13 protein-coding genes and 1 riboswitch are annotated in these 18,125 nt (G+C 63.9%); of the genes, 6 read left to right on the forward strand and 7 right to left on the reverse strand.

All coding sequences use genetic code 11. The features are described from left to right. Positions 1-129: 129 nt before the first annotated feature. The 4 genes from FJ967_RS10265 to FJ967_RS10280 all read right to left on the reverse strand — a co-directional run bounded on the left by FJ967_RS10265 (position 130) and on the right by FJ967_RS10280 (position 8,726). A complete protein-coding gene (locus tag FJ967_RS10265) occupies positions 130-4,938 on the reverse strand; it encodes an autotransporter domain-containing protein (RefSeq protein ID WP_140731593.1) in 4,809 nt (1,602 codons plus the stop codon). Positions 4,939-5,253: 315 nt separating this feature from the next. Continuing rightward, positions 5,254-6,978 (reverse strand): ATP-binding protein, encoded by a 1,725-nt coding sequence (locus FJ967_RS10270; RefSeq protein WP_246675247.1) that lies wholly within the window; start codon positions 6,976-6,978, stop codon positions 5,254-5,256. A 5-nt stretch (positions 6,979-6,983) separates the two neighbouring features. After that, complete coding sequence (locus FJ967_RS10275; protein WP_181175761.1) at positions 6,984-7,634, reverse strand: response regulator transcription factor; 651 nt, start codon at positions 7,632-7,634, stop codon at positions 6,984-6,986. Positions 7,635-7,736: 102 nt separating this feature from the next. Beyond that, the gene (locus FJ967_RS10280; protein ID WP_140731596.1) at positions 7,737-8,726 is read right to left on the reverse strand and encodes a LysR family transcriptional regulator; all 990 of its coding nucleotides are present in this window, start codon (positions 8,724-8,726) and stop codon (positions 7,737-7,739) included. Positions 8,727-9,018: 292 nt separating this feature from the next. Between FJ967_RS10280 and chvE the strand changes: the two genes are divergently transcribed. The 5 genes from chvE (at position 9,019) to FJ967_RS10305 (ending at position 14,854) form a co-directional block, all read left to right on the forward strand. After that, a complete protein-coding gene (gene chvE / locus FJ967_RS10285) occupies positions 9,019-10,089 on the forward strand; it encodes a multiple monosaccharide ABC transporter substrate-binding protein (RefSeq protein WP_140731597.1) in 1,071 nt (356 codons plus the stop codon). Positions 10,090-10,253: 164 nt separating this feature from the next. Next, entirely contained in the window at positions 10,254-11,786 is a 1,533-nt protein-coding gene (mmsA, locus tag FJ967_RS10290) for a multiple monosaccharide ABC transporter ATP-binding protein (RefSeq protein WP_140731598.1), read from the forward strand. Beyond that, positions 11,783-13,075 (forward strand): multiple monosaccharide ABC transporter permease, encoded by a 1,293-nt coding sequence (gene mmsB / locus FJ967_RS10295; protein ID WP_140731599.1) that lies wholly within the window; start codon positions 11,783-11,785, stop codon positions 13,073-13,075. The genes mmsA and mmsB overlap by 4 nt, the downstream gene beginning before the upstream one ends. Before the next feature lie 307 nt (positions 13,076-13,382). Next, entirely contained in the window at positions 13,383-14,375 is a 993-nt protein-coding gene (gene araD1, locus FJ967_RS10300; RefSeq protein ID WP_140731600.1) for an AraD1 family protein, read from the forward strand. Between the two features lie 26 nt (positions 14,376-14,401). Further along, positions 14,402-14,854, forward strand: a complete 453-nt coding sequence (locus FJ967_RS10305) for a hypothetical protein (RefSeq protein ID WP_140731601.1) — start codon at positions 14,402-14,404, stop codon at positions 14,852-14,854. A gap of 15 nt (positions 14,855-14,869) precedes the next feature. On the opposite strand, the gene FJ967_RS10310 is transcribed toward FJ967_RS10305, so the two are convergent. Further along, complete coding sequence (locus FJ967_RS10310) at positions 14,870-15,964, reverse strand: 2'-deoxycytidine 5'-triphosphate deaminase (protein ID WP_140731602.1); 1,095 nt, start codon at positions 15,962-15,964, stop codon at positions 14,870-14,872. A gap of 136 nt (positions 15,965-16,100) precedes the next feature. Then, positions 16,101-16,178, forward strand: a riboswitch (SAM riboswitch). A gap of 57 nt (positions 16,179-16,235) precedes the next feature. On the opposite strand from FJ967_RS10310, the gene FJ967_RS10315 reads away from it, so the two are divergent. After that, positions 16,236-17,426, forward strand: coding sequence for an O-succinylhomoserine sulfhydrylase (locus tag FJ967_RS10315; RefSeq protein ID WP_140731603.1), 1,191 nt, complete (start codon positions 16,236-16,238; stop codon positions 17,424-17,426). A gap of 29 nt (positions 17,427-17,455) precedes the next feature. Here the strand turns inward: FJ967_RS10315 and FJ967_RS10320 are convergent, their stop codons facing one another. Both FJ967_RS10320 and FJ967_RS10325 read right to left on the reverse strand, forming a co-directional pair. Further along, entirely contained in the window at positions 17,456-17,782 is a 327-nt protein-coding gene (locus FJ967_RS10320; RefSeq protein ID WP_348643081.1) for a BrnA antitoxin family protein, read from the reverse strand. Between the two features lie 18 nt (positions 17,783-17,800). Continuing rightward, positions 17,801-18,034 carry a BrnT family toxin gene (locus FJ967_RS10325; protein WP_210243572.1) on the reverse strand — a complete coding sequence of 78 codons (234 nt, stop codon included), beginning with the start codon at positions 18,032-18,034 and terminating at the stop codon, positions 17,801-17,803. Positions 18,035-18,125: the final 91 nt, after the last annotated feature.

Here is an 18,125-nt window from a genome sequence, read left to right on the forward strand (position 1 = left end):
ACAGGCTCCAGCGCGCATGCCGATCGGTTTGAACGCACGAAGGCGATTCTCGTTCCATCATCCCACTTCGCGCAGGATGAAATCATGCGGCATCCCAGCCGCCGGCGGCGGCACGTGATGCCGGCTCCCTCAGAATGTCACGCCGAGATCGACCTTGGCGCCTTGGTCGACGCCGCCGCCAAACTGGCCGGTATAGGACAGGCCGAGCCGGGCGTTGGGGGCGAAAAGCAGGTCGAGACCAGCCTCGATGAGCGCGGCGTCCCTGCCGATCGGCGCGCCGGCAATGGTGAAGTTGTCGCCGCCGGCGAAAGTGACGGTCGACGACGGCGTGACATCGCCGAAGGCATGACGCCAGCCGAGCATGCCGCGTGCGGTGGCGTTGATCGCGCCTAGCGCGAAGTCGGTGGAACCGCGCAAGCCGAGCGTGGCGAAGGTGGCATCGGTGGTCGAGCCGGCGCTGGCCAGCGCCGCCGGGCCGCCCTGTTCGGCAAACCCGTCGGTGTGCACGCTGACATAAGCGAGATTGGCGAAAGGCTCGAACTTGAACTGTCCGGCATCGGCCTTGTAGGCGAGTTCCCCGAAGATCTGCGCGGTGCCGGCATCATAGTCGGCCGAGAGCGCGTCACGAAAACCATCGAAGGCCACCGAGCGCCTGGTCGAGATGCTGCTCCAACTGTAGGCGGCGCCGGTGCGGAAGGCTATGGCGCGCCAATTGGTGCCGCCATAAAGACCGAGGTGATAGGTGTCGCTCCTGCCTGCCGAATTGCGGTCGTCGGCATCGAAGCTCGAATGGCCGTAGCCGCCGAGCAGGCCGACACGCCAGTTGCCGACCGATGTATCGGCGCCGGCCAGCAGGCCGCCAGTCGAGCGATCGAAGGCCGCGGCGTTGCCATCGGAACCTGTGCTGCTCCAGGCGCCAAAAGCCTGGCCCCAGACGGCGAAACGATCGGTGTCGGCGGCAACCATTTCGGGTCCACCCTCGCCATAGGCCATGATTGGCAAGGCGGGCACGCTGCCATCGCCGAAGGCAGCAGCGATGCGGCTGGTGGCGGCGTCACGGACGAAGCGGCCATCGCCGAGCAGCATGCCCCTGGCCGAGGCGTGGATTTCGCCCGACAATTGGTCGAGGGCATCCGAAGCGGTATTCGTGCCGGGCAGTTGCAGGATGGCGTCGTAGAGCGCATTGCCGCTACCCAGACCCTCGGCGCCGCCGCCGGTGGCGATCTGGTTGGCGGCCAGCCCTATCGAGGCAAAACTGATGTTGTTGCGGTGCAGCCGCAGATAGACGTTATCCGCGTCATAGCTGAGGGAAGGATCGAGGAAGGCAAAGTTGCTGGTCACATCGGCGAAGGCACCGCTGACGCCGCCGGCAGCCGACAGGATCGTGTAGTCTGTCTGAGGGCTGTAGCTGCCCGTGCCGGCAAGCACGCTGACCGTCCCGCCATTGATCGTGGCCGGCCCGGTCACGTCGAGACGGGAGGCTTGTCCGGCCGCATTCGCGGCGACCTGGTAGGTCGAGCCGGTATTGAAGGTGACGGCACCCGCAACCTTCATCGTGCCGATGCCGCCGCCAGCGCCGGGGGTGACCGCGCCGGTGAAGAGACGGCCGGAGATCGTGACCGCGCCCGTGATCGTGCCGGTGCCGCCCAGTGCGGCGCCGGCTGCGACAGCGACCTGGGTACCGCTCAAAGTGCCATTGATAACAAGCGTTCCGCCGGTGACGCTCGTATTGCCGGTATAGTTATTGCTGCCGCTCAAGGTAAGCGTGCCCGTGCCTGACTTTGTCAGCCCGACGACCGTCGGCACGAGAATCGCCGGGAGGCTGCCGCCGCCGGAACTGACCAACTGCATGCCGTTCCTGATGGCGCCGGTGAAGGTGGTGTCAGTAGCCTGATCGACGGTAAGCAGGCTTGGGGTCCCCATCGTGACCGAACTGGTGATGTCTCCTGCGCCCGACAGCGACCCAACCGTCTGCGACGTGATGCCGATATCGAGAGTGGCGCCGCTTGCGACGAAAAGCGATCCGGTTGAGGCGCCGAGCGTGCCGCCATCCCCGAGGAACAGCCTCCCCGCCTCGATATTGGTGCCGCCCGCATAGGTGTTGGCCCCGATCACGTAGAGTTCGCCCGCGCCCTGTTTGGTCAGTGCTCCGACACCGCCCAGCGGCGAGGTGATCTCCACCTGATAGCCGTTGGTGTCGATGAAGGCGCCCCCCGCCTTGATCGTCACATCGCCGGCGGCAAAATGGCCGAGCAGATCGGTGTCGGCAGCGATGGCACGTAAAATGCCGCCATCGAAATTGACCGTCGCGCCATCGAGGGCTTTCCAGACACCATTGGTTTCCAGCACTCCGCGCGCGGTGGCGGTCCCGTTCAGATTCAGCGTGCCGCTGCTGGAGGTTGTGCGCACCGTATCGACCGTGCCGACGCCGACAGTGACCTTGCCGCCATCCGCGATGGTGAGCGTGCCCGAGCCCCGATAGCCGAGGTTCAGATAATCCGTGGTCCATACCGACCCGCTGCCGGTGACGAGAACCGTTCCATCGCTGCCCGCCGCCTCGCCCACATAGCTGGTTTCGGTCGCAACCGTTCCGCCATTGGCGATCGCCAACGTGCCGCCATTGACGGTGGTGAAGGCAAACGCGCTGTCCCCGGTCAGGGTGAGCGTGCCCGCTCCATCCTTGAGCAGCCAAACGGTACCGGTGCCGGTGCCCGTCATGTATCCATCGGTGATCGCACCGCCATAGCTTGTGTTGCCGGCGGCCTGATCGACCGTGAACGAGCTTTGCCTGCCGCCCGAGACGGAACTGGTAATGCTGCCGGTACCTGACAGCGCGCCGACGATCTGGTTGGTGCCGGCAAGATCGAGCGTGCCGCCGCTGGCGATGGCAAGCGCGCCTGTCGTCGCGCCGAGCGTGCCGGCGCCGTCGAGCTTCAGCGTGCCGGCCGAGATCGTTGTGCCGCCGGTGTAGGTATTGGCTCCGGAGAGGACGAGCGTGCCGAGGTCGGTCTTGTCGATGCCGCCGCTGCCGGTGAGCGCCGACAGAATGGTCGCGGACATGCCGGCGCCGGCCGCGGTGCCGTCGCCCACGCGGATCGGAACGCCGGCTCCAGTCAGATTCAGCGCATCGCCGGACACTTGATAGCCATCGACGAAGAACTGCATCCCGCCGCCGATGTCGAGCGCGCCACCACCCGCACTGACCGTGACCGTGCCCGGCGTGCCCTGGAAGATCATCATGGCCGCCGGATCGTAGACGCCGCTCGCGCTGCCGCTCGCATTCGTCCAGTTGGTCCCGGCAGCACTCCACGTGCCCGTGCCGCCGTTGACCATATTGTTGGCCGTGGTCTGCGCGCCATTCCAGAAGCCGTAGGAGCCGGCCGCGCCGACCAGCAGGTTGACCTGATTGGCCACAGACGTCTGGACGGCCAGATCGCCGGTGGCATAGCCGGCTGGCGCCACCCCAACGGTCATCCCGTTGTCGGTCAGCGTCCCGCCATAATCGAACAGGCGATAGAGACCGTCGCCGAAACCGCCGGCGCCGCTGACGTTGAGCGTACCGTCGAGCGTCAGGTCACCTGCGACGTTGAACAGGCGCTCATTGCCAGGCGCGCCGAGCGAGACATCGACGACCGAGCCGCCCTCCAGCCCCAGCGACCCCATCGACAGCGTCTGGCCGGCGCGGCCCAGCAGGGTGCCGCCAGATGCCACGGACACGTCGCCGGCGATCGATCCGGCGCCGCCGAGGCTGCCTCCGGACGCAACCGCGACCGGCGAGGTGCCCAGCACAATGGGTCCCCACATGACATTGCCCAGGGATCCATCGACGAGCAGCGTGCCGCCCGTCACGTTGGTGGTGCCGGTATAGGTGTTGTCGCCGCTCAGGGTGAGCGTGCCGCTGCCGGACTTGGTGAGCCCGGTCATCGTGGTTACGCCGTTGATCTCGTCGAAGTAATCCGCGATGGCGCCGCTGAAAGCGGTGTTGGTGGATTGATCGACGGTGAGGACGCCAGGGTTGAAGTCCGAACGGGTGATGGTCCCCGCACCCGATAGCGAGCCGACCGTCAGGGCCGTAGTGTCGAAAACGAGCGTAGCGCCGCCGGCGATGTCGAGCTTGCCGGTCGGCGCGCCAAGCGTGCCGCTGCCCTTCAAGTCCAGGGTGCCCGCTTCGATCCGCGTCCCGCCGGTATAGGTGTTGGACCCCGAAAGCGTCAGCGTGCTCAACCCGCGCTTGACCAGGGCCAGCGCGCCGCCACCGGCGCCGTCGGCGATCACGCCACCGAAGGAAGAATCGCCGAGCGCCGAGCCGTCGATCGTCAGCACGGCATCGGCCGCACCGCCGTTTACGATCTGCCCGCTGGGAATGTAGTTCGTGATCCGGCCGACGGTCGTGCCATGGCCGTTGAGGCTGAGGAGCCCTCCCGCGCTGACTGCCTGACTGCCGAATTCCAGATCGGTGTTCGCCGTCGTCGCGTTGGCGGTCCCTATGTTGACGACGCCGTCTCCACCGAGCCTCAACCAGGCGCCACCAATGGCGCCGGTGGCCAATGCGTTCACCGTGCCGTTGATGACCAGCGTCCCGCCGGTGATGGCATTGGCGACGTTCGCATTCACGACGGCGTCGAAGGTCGGCAACTGCAGGAGACCGCCGCTGACGGCGCCGGCCGTGTTGGCATTGAGGACGGCCCCATTTCGGAAGGTCGCGGCCACGGTGCCGCCGAATGTGTCGGCCGTGTCGGCATCCACGTCGCAACCGCTGGTCAGGCCGCCGTTGAAATCAGGCGAACCGCTGGTGTACGGACCGCCTCCCGGGTCGCAGGCCGGTTGCGCATGGACCGAAGGCGCACAGGCGACAGCGAGGAGTACCAGGGTCGAGGTGGTGACAGACAGCCTGCCGAGCGAAATGGTCCTCGCACGATTGCCGCGCCCTGCCGTCATTGCCATGCTCCCTCGCGGCAGCCGTCCGCGTGTCGGCGCAAGGGTGCGCGGGCATACACCCTCCCCCGCGCCGCCATCGGCGGCACCGCGATTTCATCGATTTGTTCCCGCCCCCGAACGGGGAGTCGTCGATGATCTTTTCCGCCGGGGCGGCGGACACATCAATCCCGCGTTCGAGGGGGTACAGGCAAAATATCATGGTAAATTCGACATTTGGCCGATAGCCTGAAAACACGCTTGCCGGCATTCCTGTCGGCCGAGGCCGGCACCAAGCACGGCACCCTCGCCCCGCGCCAGCCGCCTGTGAGGCGGCAATCAGGCCTTTCGCCCAGCGGCGTTGATCGGGATGGCCAAGGTCAGTTGCGTGCCGCGGCCAGGCGCGCTTTCGATTGCTATTTTCCCGCCCATCTGGTCGGCCCGACGGCGTATGTTCGCAAGGCCCCGTCCTTCGCCTGCGGCGCCGGCGGCTGTCCCAGGCTCGAATCCCACGCCATCGTCCGACAGTGTGACAAGAACGCCGCCATCGTCACCCGGCTTCATCGCGAGTTCGATCCTTGTCGCGGAAGCATGGCGCAAACTGTTGGCGATTCCCTCCTGCAACAACCGATAGAGGCTGAGCAGCCGCCGCACGTCGAGGCTCGGCGCGGGGGTCGGGAGCGTGCATCGATACTCCAGGGCTACGCCTGATCGGGCAAGGCGGCCTGCCATGCGCTCCTGGAACATCGCCAGCGCCTCGTCGATCGGTTCGTTGCCCGCGTCGATTGCACTGGCCATGTTGCGCAGGTCGTCGACCGAAGACTGCAGTCCCTGCTCGATTTCCCTCGGGGTCAGCCTGTTCTCGCGGACATCGAGGAGAAGATGCGTCAGGACGCCGCCAACCCCATCGTGCATGTCGCGCAGCAGACGCTGACGCTCCGCGTCGATCGCGATCAACCGTTCCTGATGGCGCAACAATCGCGAGGAGCGCAGCAGGCTCGCATCCTGCTCCAGCACCTGACGTTCCAGATCGCTGCGTGCCTCCTCCGCCTCCTGATTGAGCCTGTGCCCCTGCAGCGCGATCTCAAACAGGATGCCGAACATGGTCAAGGGCGGCGCGAGGACCGAGGCCTGCAAGGCAAAACCGGTGGGCGGCGGCAGGAGAAACAGGTCGAAGCCGATCGAGGCGAGAGCGACAAGCAAAATCGCCAGAACCCGGATCGCCGGCCCCGGAGCTGTGCGTCCCATCCGCAGCAAGGCCAAAACGCCATATCCCAGCAGCAAGGTCAGGGCCGTCGCATCGAGCCAAGGCACGATTGTCGCAAAATCAGCGCCGGCGATCATGGTCCCAAGCAATATGACGAAGGCGACGACAAAGCAGCCGCAGGCCACCCATGCCTCGCGCGGCCGCCAGTCGGCAAAGGCGTTCACGGCAAGCGCTGCCGTCGTCAACATCAGATATTCCACACCGAAGCGAAGCAACGGAAACCAGACATAGGGCAGGCTCCGCGCCCCGAAAGTGGTGAGCCAGGCGTCGACACCCACGCAGACGAGCAGCAGGCCGGTGATGCACTGGAGCCGAGAAAACCCGTTGACCGGCAGCAGGACGAGCAGCGCTGCTCCCATCATCAGTTCGGTCACAACGACCAGCCATACCATGTCGAAACGCTGGAATTTTTCCCAACCGGCCACCCTGTCCATGCGGTCGAAAGGCCCTGCATAGGCTGCCGCGGCCTCGGGACAGGGATCTTCCCGGCAGGTGAGCGACCACGCATCTCCCGCCGGCGTCTCCGCGCGCGACAACAGGCTCGCCTGCGCCGGATGCAGGACCACGGGCTGCCAGCCCGGGATACGCAGCATGGCCGGCCCTGAAAGCCCGGCAGCGTAGGCGCCCACCTCGCCCTGCCCGGAGGCCAGCAGCGCACGCCCTGCGGGCAACCGGTATTCGTCCAGCGTACCCGTGGGCTGCAGGGCGGCGACGATGAGCGCATAGGCGCACCAGAACAGCAGTTGCGCGCCCAGAATGATCGCCAGCGCGCGGCGCCATCCCGTCAGCCGGGGCATGATGGTCACAGGCGTAGCAGCCCGCTGCGAAAGGCGCGCGCCATGGCCTCGCCCCTATTGCTCACCCTGAGCTTCCTGTAGATCGATTTCACATGATCGCCGATCGTGTACGGCGATATTTCGAGTTCGGCCGCCGCCTGCCGGTTGCTGTAGCCGCGCGCCAGAAGCTGGAGCAGTTCGATTTCGCGCGGTGATAGCGGCGGGTCGGCGTCATCCGGTTTCGAGTCTTCCCGTTGCCGACGCAAGTGACGCAGCACATAGGCGGCGATGCTGGGCGACAATGGCGCACCGCCGGTCAGCGCGTCGCAGGCCTGCTGGCCGATATCGAGACTGTCGATGTCTTTCAGCAGATAGCCGTCCGCTCCCGCCAGCACGGCCGCCAGCACCGTATCCTGATCGCCAAGCACCGAGAGGACGAGTATTTTCGGCTCAAGATCGCTTCGTGCGCGGATTTCCTCGATCAATTCGATCCCGCTTCCATCGGGAAGGCCAAGATCGAGAATGAACAGGTCCACCTTCTCGTCGAGCAGGGCACGCGCTCCGGCCAGCGTGCTGGCGGTGGCCGCCAGCGACAGGCCGTCATGCGCAGCTACGCCGCGTCCAACATGAGCGGCAACGAGCGGATCATCCTCGACAATGACGACGTTCGCTTCCACGGCCCCACCCGCCTGTTCCCCATTGGATCTGCCGGCCCATTGTAAACCGATCACCACACCGGATGGCAACCTCTTCACCCGCCGGCAATCATCCGCCACGCATCAACCGACCTCCCTCAAGATGAAATCATGCAGCATCTTGGCCGCCGGCGACAGCACCCGGTTCTTGACCGTGATCAGGCTGTAGGGCCTGACCTCGATGTCGAATTCGGTCTGGACGACATCGATGGCGCCGGCAAGCCCGTCCGGGTTCTGGATGAATTTTGCCACCTGCACCGACACCGGCGCGATGGCATCGGATTGCGCGACCATGACCAGCGTGAGCAGCAACGAGCTGGTGTTCAAGATGCGGTCCGGCAGCGCGATGTTGCGGTTCAGGAAATTGCTCTCCATCGCCTGGCGCAAAGGCGAACCACCCGACTGGAAGACCCAGTCATAGGCAGCGGTGTCTTCCAGCCGGACCACATTCGCCCTGGCGAGCGGGTGACCGCGGCGCACGATCAGGCAGGCCTTCTCGACGCCGATGACGCGCGATTCGAAAAGCCGCGGATTGAGGTCGTCGGGAATGCGGGCGATGATGAAGTCGTGGCGCGAGGCGATCAGTTCACGGGCGAGCACGTTCGACGTCTCGACCTGCATGGTGATCTCGATGCGCGGGTAGATGCGGCGGATCTCGCGAATCGCCGGCACGGCCAATTCGATCGCCGGCGCGGTCACGGCGCCGAGGAACACCGAGCCGCCCTTGCCGGCCTTGAGTTCGGCAATCTCGCGGTCGGCCTCGCGCATCTCGAGCAGGATCGAGCGGGCTCGCCTGGCAAGTGCCTGGCCATAGGGGGTGAGGGTCACGCCGCGTGGCAGCCGCTCGCACAACCTCACGTCGAGCACCGCCTCCATCTCCGCGATCATGCGCGAGGCGGCCGGCTGCGAGATGTTCATGACCTGGGCCGCGGCGCTCACCCGTCCGTGATCGTCCAGGGCGACGATCATGCGCATATGGCGCAAGCTCAAGCCGCTGCGCAGCAGCGTCTCCCCATCCACCGGAAGCTTCTCGTAACTTACTGGAATTGCATCGGGATCGCGCATCGCCGCCATGATCTTCCAACCTTTCCGCCGGTGCCTGTCCGCATGCTAGACCATACCGGTTTCGGTATAGCAACCACCAGAGATCGCATTTGACAGTTATGTCAAAGGGACCCACCCTTCGCGCGTTCCGAGGCGCAGGGGTCGGCAACGAGCAAAATCGTATCGATTGAAACTGCGCCACGGGGCCGATTGGGAGGATACCGGAGATCGATAAAGCCGACAGCGGCGCGTTTGCGCTCCTGCCTGGCTGCGCGGCCCGCGAAGCCCCGAGGTGTCGCGTCCATCAACCAGGGAGAGTAATGTGAAGATCATCAAGACGCTGGCCGCCGTCGCGGCCCTTGGCATCGCCGCCATGAGCTATCAGGCGCACGCGGCCGACAAAGGTCTCGTCGGCGTGCTGATGCCGACCAAGACTTCGCAGCGCTGGATCAACGACGGCGACGCCGTCAAGTCCCAGCTCGAAGCGCTCGGCTACACGGTCGATCTGCAATATGCGCAGGACGACATCCCCAACCAGCTCAGCCAGCTGGAAAACGAAATCACCAAGGGTCCGAAGGCGCTGATCATCGCCTCGATCGACGGCACCACCCTGTCGGATGCGCTGCAGAAGGCCAACGATGCGGGCGTCGTCGTCATCGCCTATGACCGCCTGATCAAGAAGACCAAGAACGTCGACTACTACACCACCTTCGACAATTTCGGCGTCGGCGTGATCCAGGCGAATTCCCTGGTCAAGGGCCTCAAGGAGCGTTTCCCGAACACCAAGCCGTGGAACGTCGAACTGTTCGGCGGTTCGCCCGACGACAACAACGCCTTCTTCTTCTACAATGGCGCAATCTCGGTCCTGCAGCCGCTGATCGACGACGGCTCGATCAAGATCAAGTCCGGCCAGACCGGCATGGACAAGGTCGGCACGCTGCGCTGGCTCGCCGCCACCGCCCAGGCGCGCATGGACAACCTGCTCTCGGCCAACTACTCGGACGGCAGCCGCGTCGATGGCGTTCTGTCGCCTTATGACGGCCTGTCGCGCGGCATCACCGCCTCGCTGCGCGCCGTCGGTTACGGCACCGATGCACAGCCCTGGCCGATCGTGACCGGCCAGGACGCCGAGACCGCCTCGGTCAAGCTGATCATCTCGGGCGAGCAGTACTCGACCGTGTTCAAGGACACCCGCGAACTGGCCAAGGCCACGGTGCAGCTGGTCGACAAGGTGCTCTCGGGCGGCAAGCCGGAAGGCCTCGATGAAAAGACCTACAACAACGACGTCAAGGTGGTTCCCTCGATCCTGCTGACGCCGCATGAGGTCGACAAGTCGAACTACCAGGCGCTGGTCGTCGACTCCGGCTACATCAAGGCCGAAGACCTGAAGTAATCCCGGCTACAAGGACAGGGGTCCTGCGCAACGCAGGGCCCCTTTTCGTTCACAAGCGACCCCGGTATTGTTCGTGCCGGCCTAGAGCAATTCCAGGAAAAGCGCGCGGCGGCTTTGCGTCGGGAATTGCGTAAAAGCAAGAAAGTCTAGGAGGAGCTTGCCTGATGACCTCGACGATTTTGGAGATGCGCGACATCACCAAGACGTTCCCCGGCGTGAAGGCGCTGTCGAACGTCAACCTCAGCGTCGAGGAAGGCGAAATCCATGCGGTGGTCGGCGAGAACGGCGCCGGAAAATCGACACTGATGAAGGTGCTGTCGGGCGTCTATCCTTCCGGCACCTATGATGGCCAGATCATTTTCCAGGGCCAGGAATGCCATTTCAAAGGCATCCATGACAGCGAACACAAGGGCATCGTCATCATCCACCAGGAGCTTGCGCTGGTGCCGATGCTGTCGATCGCCGAAAACATTTTCCTCGGCAACGAGCGCGCCAGATACGGCGTCATAGACTGGGATTCCAACGAGGCCCGCACGGCCGAGCTGTTGAAGAAAGTCGGGCTCAGGGAAGACCCCAAGACGCTGATCACCCATATCGGCGTCGGCAAGCAGCAGCTGGTGGAAATCGCCAAGGCGCTGAGCAAGGAAGTGAAGCTTCTGATCCTCGACGAGCCGACGGCATCGCTCAGCGAAAAGGACAGCCAGGCGTTGCTCGACCTCCTGCTCGAGTTCAAACGGCAGGGCATGACCTCGATCCTGATTTCCCACAAGCTCAACGAGGTGAACCGCGTCGCCGACAAGGTGACGGTGATCCGCGACGGGCGCACGATCGAAACATTGACGAGACAAGAGATCAGCGAGGACCGGATCATCACCTCGATGGTCGGCCGCTCCCTCGACGACCGCTACCCGCCGCGCGAACCTCGCATCGGTGATGTCGTTTTCGAAGTCAGGGACTGGTCGGTCTACCACCCCATCCATGCCGAACGGCAAGTGATCAAAAACATCAACCTCAAGGTGCGCAAGGGCGAAGTGGTCGGCATCGCCGGGCTGATGGGCGCCGGCCGCACCGAATTCGCCATGAGCCTGTTCGGTCGCTCCTACGGCCGGCGCATCAGTGGCGAGGTGCTGCTCAACGGCAAGCCGGTCGACCTGTCGACAGTGGGCAAGGCCGTGCAGAACGGCATCGCCTATGTCACCGAGGACCGCAAGACCTACGGGCTGAACCTGATCGACCACATCAAGCACAATGTGACGCTGGCCAACCTCGGCGGTGTTTCCAGTGGCGGCGTCATCGACGACATGCGCGAAATGAGCGTCGCCAACGACTATCGCAAGAAGACCAATATCCGCGCCTCCAGCGTCTATCAGCTGACCGGCAATCTCTCGGGCGGCAACCAGCAGAAGGTGGTGCTGTCGAAATGGCTGTTCGCCGACCCGGAAGTCCTGATCCTCGACGAGCCTACGCGCGGCATTGACGTCGGTGCCAAGTACGAAATCTATACAATCATCGCCCGCCTCGCCGCCGAGGGCAAGGCGATCATCGTCATCTCGTCGGAAATGCCGGAACTGCTCGGTATCACCGACCGGATCTATGTCATGAACGAAGGACGCATCGTCGGCGAGATGGCGGCAAGTGACGCCAGCCAGGAAAAAATCATGCGCGCCATTGTTCGCGGAGAAGGAAAAGCATCATGAGCACAGACAGCGCTCCCGCACCGCAAAGCGGCACAGCGGAGGACGTCAAGCAGGGCCCCCGAGTCGCCGTCTCGGCACTGACGACGAACCTGCGCGAATACGGCCTGATCATCGCGCTGATCGTTATCATGCTGTTCTTCCAGTACACGACGTCGGGAACGCTGTTCAAACCGGTCAACCTCAGCAATCTGGTTCAGCAGAACTCGTTCATCATCGTGATGGCGCTCGGCATGCTGCTGGTCATCGTCGCCGGCTATATCGACCTCAGTGTGGGATCGGTCGCCGGTTTCATCGGCGCGCTTGCCGCGATGATGATGGTCATCTGGCCGCTAGGCATATTCAGCAATCCGCTGGTGGTGTCGATCGTCTGCCTGATCGTCGGCGGGCTTATCGGCGCGGCGCAAGGGTACTGGATCGCCTATCACCGCATTCCCAGTTTCATCGTGACGCTGGCCGGCATGCTGATCTTCCGCGGCATCTGCCAGGCGCTGCTTGGCGGCGGCTCCTCGGTCGGCCCGCTCCCCGACAGTTTCAAGGCGCTGAGTTCCGGCTTCATCCCCGACGTGATCGGCCCGCTAACGCTGATCCCGCCGACGGTGAACGCGGCCGGCAAGACCATCCTGGGCAGCGGCCTGACGCTGCACATGACGACGGTCGTGCTCGGCCTGATCGCCGTATTGGCCTACGCCTATTTCGGCTTCAGGACGCGTCGCAAGCGCGAGCTTCATGGTTATGAAGCAGAGCCTTTCACGCTGTTCGTCATCAAGACCCTGGTGGGCAGCGCGCTGGCGCTCTTCCTGGTCTTCCAGTTCGCGACCTATCGGGGCCTGCCGATCGTGCTCCTGGTGATGGGCGTGCTGATCTCGCTGTTCGTCTTCGTCACCAAGCGCATGACCATCGGCCGCCGCATCTATGCGATGGGCGGCAATGCCAAGGCGGCGCAGTTGTCGGGTATCAATACCGAAAGGCTGACGCTCTGGGTATTCGTCAATATGGGCGTTCTGTCGGCGCTCGGCGGCCTGATCATCGCCGCGCGTCTCGGCCAGGCCGTGCCGGCCGCAGGCCTCGGCAGCGAGCTCGACGTGATCGCGGCCGTCTTCATTGGCGGCGCCTCGGCAATGGGCGGCGTCGGCCAGGTGATCGGCGCGGTGGTCGGCGGCTTCATCATGGGCGTGATGAACAACGGCATGTCGATCATGGGCGTAAATGTCGACTGGCAGCAGGTGGTCAAGGGACTGGTGCTGCTCGGTGCCGTCATCTTCGACGTCTACAACAAGAACAAGGCTTAAGGGCTGGGCGCAAGGACTAGAGCAATTTCAGGAAAAGTGCGTAGCGGTTTTCCGTCCGGAATTGCGAAGAAACAAAGAGTTAGAGTGGGTCGGCGGTTCTACCAAAACGCTGAACCGCTCCAGGAGGCATACGGGTTCTAGATCGCGAAGCTGCCGGCAGCCCGTCGGCGCCAAGAAGTCCGGGGAAGGACCAGGCTCGCGAGCGCAATCCGGACGAAGCGTTTCAACCGTGGCGCCATCCCGTGCCGCGCCGGTGAGGATTTTGCCGATTGGCAGCCGGATACAGATAAATGAGAGAGGACTGACCATGCTGATCTCGCAGATTCTCGACGACGCCGAGACGATCCGTGTCGTTGCCCGCAGCGGCGGCAAGACCCGTGTCATCAATGGCGCGCGCAGCGTCTATTCGCTGGCCATGGAGGCCGCCCGCACCGGCGTCGGCCTGACCGCCCTGATCGAACGCAAGGGGCTTGGCGAGACGATCGATCTCGAGGCCGCCTACAAGAGGGGCCGCCTCCTGTCGCCGATCAATCACCCCGATCCGGCGCACCTGCACCTGACCGGCACCGGGCTGACGCATCTGGGTTCGGCGGCGACGCGCGATTCCATGCACAAGAAGCTCAGCGACGGCGGCGAGGAGCAGCTCACCGATTCCATGAAGATGTTCCGCATGGGGCTGGAAGGCGGCAAACCCGCGAAAGGCCAGGTCGGTGTGCAGCCGGAATGGTTCTACAAGGGCAACGGCACCATGGCGGTCGCCCCTGGCGCGGCACTCATGTCGCCAGCCTTTGCCAAGGACGCCGGCGAAGAACCCGAGGTCGCGGGGATCTACGTCATCGGCGACGACGGCGCGCCGTTCCGCGTCGGCTTCACCTTGTCAAACGAATTCTCGGACCATGTGACCGAGCGCGTGAACTATCTCTTCCTCGCCCACTCCAAGCTGCGCAACGCTTCCTTCGGACCGGAGATCCTGATCGGAGACCTGCCTTCGGACATCCGCGGCACGTCGCGCATCATGCGCGACGGCAAGACTTTGTGGGAGAAGCCGTTCCTGTCGGGCGAGACGAACATGTCGCACACCATCGCCAATCTCGAACACCATCACTTTAAATATTCGGCCTTCCGCCAGCCCGGCGACGTGCATGTGCATATGTTCGGCACCGCCACGCTGTCCTTCGCCGACGGCATCACGACGCAGGCCGGCGACGTGTTCGAGATCGAGGCCGGCGATTTCGGGCTGCCGCTGCGCAACCCGCTCGAGATCGAAAAGCCGGTGAAGGTAGCGGTGAAAGCGCTGTAGGATAGGGCGGACGTTCGGGGGACGGAATGAAGCGCATCCGGCTGGGGCTAGCATCCACAGGCTTGGTGCTGGCGTTCGCCTGCTTCTCCTCGACCGCTTTCGCCGCTGGAAAATGCAGCCCAAAAACCTACCGTGAAGCCCGGTCGGCAATGTCGAGCCGTCTTCTGGCCACCGGATACTCCAAGACCCAGATGGACTTCCTCATGCGAAATGCGGATCGCATGACATCCGCGTTGCCCGCAACCGCGCTGAACGATAGCGGCCAGGACTGCGGCCTCGACTCCGCGAGAGCGCATGTCCTTGGGTGCCTTGACAGGCAATTGTTCCCATTGGGCGCGGGCTCAAGCTCTCCACTCGATGAAATGAAGCAGACCAAGGGCTTCTGGGGCAAGAAGCGCCTGAGCGTGCGGGAGCTGCTCTTTATCGGCCATTTCCATTCCTGCCTTGCCGCGGCGGAAGAATGTCTCTTCCGCCACTGACCCGACCGACGAGGATTACCGCGCGGCGCGGAAATGCTTGGAGAGCTTCAGGCCCTGGGCCTGGTAGTTCGAGCCAAGGTCCGTGCCGTAGAGCGCTTGCGGGCGCTTCAGCATGTGCTCGTAGACCAGGCGGCCGACGATCTGGCCGTGGTCGAGGATGAAGGGCACTTCGTGGCTGCGCACTTCGAGCACCGCCCGGCTGCCGGTGCCGCCGGCCGCCGAATGCCCGAAACCCGGGTCGAAAAAGCCGGCATAGTGGACACGGAACTCGCCGACCAGTGGATCGAAGGGCGTCATCTCGGCGGCGTAGAGCGGTGGCACATGCACCGCCTCTTGGCTGACGAGGATGTAGAACTCGTCCGGATCGAGCACCAGCTCGCCGGCGCCGCTCTTGTGGATCGGCTCCCAGAAATCGACGACGTCCTGGGCGGCCCGCTTGTCGACATCGACCAGGCCGGCGTGGTGCTTGCCGCGATAGCCCACCAGTCCGTCCTTGTCGCCATTGAGGTCTATCGAGAGCGCGATGCCGCCGCCGGAAATGTTGGGCGGATCGGTGGCGACCAGCATTTCCGCGTCGTGCAATTCATGCAGTTCGGCCTCCGACAGCAGCGCATTGCCGGTGCGGAAGCGGATTTGCGACAAGCGCGAACCGGTGCGCACGACGATCGGGAAGGTGCGTGGGCTGACTTCGAGATAGAGCTGGCCGTTATAGCCGGCGGCGATCTTGTCGAACTCGTGACCGCGATCGGTCATGACACGGGTGAAGATGTCGAGCCGCCCGGTCGAGCTCTTGGGGTTGGCGGAAGCCGACACGTTCGAGGGCAGCGCAAGGCTTTCGAGCAGCGGCACGATGTAGACGCAGCCCGTTTCCAGCACCGCGCCATCGGCGAGGCTGAACTCATGCAGCTTCAGCCGATCGAGTTTGTCGGCGACTCGATGATCGGGACCGGGCAGGAAGGAGGCGCGGACGCGGAACGCCTTGTCGCCCAGCCTCAGGTCAAGGCTCGCCGGCTGGATCTGGTCGCCATCGAGCGCATGCGGCGACTTCAGCGCGCCGGACTGGAACAGCGCCGAAATGTCCTGATCGGGAAGAATGCCTGTCTGCCGCAAGGCTTCGCTCCTTAGCGACGATTTTCTTGCCGCAGGTTCTCGCCGCAAAACCGTGGGACACTTTTGCGGAACCTGCCTGGTACAAACCTCTTAATGAAGCCGGCAATTGACGCAAGCGTGGCGCGGGTCTAAAGGGTCGTTATCCCGTGGTGATTTGGCCGGTCGGCTTGCAGCCACGTTAAACAAGTCGCTAAAGGACCGTCGGGCCGCAAGGCCGTATGGACCGGTTGCGACTTTTCGCGGCCGGTTTTTTTGTGTTTGGACAGGGACGATGACGAGCAAGACGCGCAACTGGAAGCCTCAAACCGCACTCGTGCATGGCGGAACCCTGCGTTCCCAATTCGGCGAAACCGCCGAGGCGATATACCTCACCCAGGGCTATGTCTATGAGAGCGCCCAGGCGGCGGAAGCCCGCTTCAAGGGCGAGGAGCCGGGCTTCATCTATTCGCGCTATGCCAATCCGACCGTCGACATGTTCGAAAAGCGCATGTGCGCGCTCGAAGGCGCCGAGGACGCGCGCGCCACGGCGTCGGGCATGGCGGCGGTGACGGCGGCACTCCTGTGCAGCGTCAAGGCGGGCGATCATATCGTGGCGGCGCGCGCGCTGTTCGGCTCCTGCCGCTGGGTGGTCGAGACGTTGGCGCCGCGCTACGGCATCGAGGCCACCTTGGTCGACGGCACCGACATCGCCAATTGGGAAAAGGCGGTCCGGCCGAACACCAAGCTGTTCTTCCTGGAAAGCCCGACCAATCCGACGCTGGAAGTCGTCGACATCGCCGCTGTCGCGTCGCTCGCCAATTCGATCGGCGCGCGGCTCGTCGTCGACAATGTCTTCGCCACGCCGCTGCAGCAGAAGCCGTTGCAGCTTGGCGCGCATGTCGTGGTCTACTCCGCCACCAAGCATATTGACGGCCAGGGCCGCTGCCTGGGCGGCGTCATCCTGTCGGACAAGAAGTGGATCGACGAGAATTTGCACGACTATTTCCGCCACACCGGGCCCAGCCTGTCGCCGTTCAACGCCTGGACCTTGCTCAAAGGCCTGGAGACGCTGCCGGTGCGCGTGCGCCAGCAGACCGAAAGCGCGGGCAAGATCGCCGACTTCCTGGCCGAGCAGCCGCAGATCGCCCGCGTCATCTATCCCGGCCGCGCCGACCACCCGCAGGCCGCTATCGTCAAGAAGCAGATGTCGGGCGGCTCGACGCTGATCTGCCTTGACGTCAAGGGGGGCAAGCAGGCGGCCTTTGCCCTGCAGAACGCCCTCGACATCGTGCTGATCTCGAACAATCTCGGCGACGCCAAGAGCCTGATCACCCATCCGGCGACGACGACGCACAAGAATTTGAGCGACGAGGCCCGCGCCGAACTCGGCATCGGACCTGGCACGCTCAGGCTGTCGGTCGGCCTGGAAGACACCGACGACCTGCTGGAGGATATCGCGCAGGCGTTGAAGGCGGCCAAATAGCTGTCCGCAGCAGATGGCAGGGCGGAGAGTTACAAACCCACCGCCTTGCGCAGCGCGTCGTTCATGCGCGTCTGCCAGCCATCGCCATCGGCCTTGAAACGGTCGAGAACATCGGCGTCGAGCCGCAACTGCACGGCACGCTTGGGCCGCGCAAGCGGCGGCCGGCCAGCCTTGCGGCGCGAGACGACATCGGTCGGCTGCGCATCCGGGTCGGCCTTCGCCGCGGCGGTGACCGCGGCATCTTCTTCGTCGGTCATCGCTGCAAGCGCCTTGCTGGCCAGCGCCAAAGCATCGGCGCGTGACTGTTCCGGCGCAGTAGCCTCACGACGTACGATCGTCTTAGAGGTTTTCGACATAGTCCTTAATTTCCGGCCTTATGGCCTTACGCAACGAGATAACGCGAATGGCGTGGTGGGCTCGACATAAACCATGACATAGACGCCAGCCCCAATCAGGCCGATTGCGACAAGGCGATCCTCGCCAAAGTCCTGGCTATCGTCGAGCCTCACAAGAGCATTGGCGAAATCGAAGGACGGGGCGATCACAAAGTCCACTCCATGCCTGGACTTGTTGGTCTTCGCCTTGTTTTCATCCCACTCGAATAGCATCGCTGCCGCCGCGTTCTGCAAATTATGTATACACAAAAATTGAAACCAAGTCAATAATATCTGTATATACGATAATTATCTTCGAGATCGA

This window comes from Mesorhizobium sp. B2-3-4 (assembly GCF_006442315.1).
In the GTDB taxonomy this organism is placed as follows: domain Bacteria; phylum Pseudomonadota; class Alphaproteobacteria; order Rhizobiales; family Rhizobiaceae; genus Mesorhizobium.

Bases quoted from the DNA above. Each gene is read 5' to 3' on its own strand.
- FJ967_RS10265 (WP_140731593.1), bottom strand. From the start codon at position 4,938: ATGACGGCAGGGCGCGGCAATCGTGCGAGGACCATTTCGCTCGGCAGG.
- FJ967_RS10270 (WP_246675247.1), bottom strand. From the start codon at position 6,978: ATGCCCCGGCTGACGGGATGGCGCCGCGCGCTGGCGATCATTCTGGGC.
- FJ967_RS10280 (WP_140731596.1), bottom strand. From the start codon at position 8,726: ATGGCGGCGATGCGCGATCCCGATGCAATTCCAGTAAGTTACGAGAAG.
- mmsA (WP_140731598.1), top strand. From the start codon at position 10,254: ATGACCTCGACGATTTTGGAGATGCGCGACATCACCAAGACGTTCCCC.
- mmsB (WP_140731599.1), top strand. From the start codon at position 11,783: ATGAGCACAGACAGCGCTCCCGCACCGCAAAGCGGCACAGCGGAGGAC.
- araD1 (WP_140731600.1), top strand. From the start codon at position 13,383: ATGCTGATCTCGCAGATTCTCGACGACGCCGAGACGATCCGTGTCGTT.
- FJ967_RS10305 (WP_140731601.1), top strand. From the start codon at position 14,402: ATGAAGCGCATCCGGCTGGGGCTAGCATCCACAGGCTTGGTGCTGGCG.
- FJ967_RS10315 (WP_140731603.1), top strand. From the start codon at position 16,236: ATGACGAGCAAGACGCGCAACTGGAAGCCTCAAACCGCACTCGTGCAT.
- FJ967_RS10320 (WP_348643081.1), bottom strand. From the start codon at position 17,782: ATGTCGAAAACCTCTAAGACGATCGTACGTCGTGAGGCTACTGCGCCG.
- FJ967_RS10325 (WP_210243572.1), bottom strand. From the start codon at position 18,034: ATGCTATTCGAGTGGGATGAAAACAAGGCGAAGACCAACAAGTCCAGG.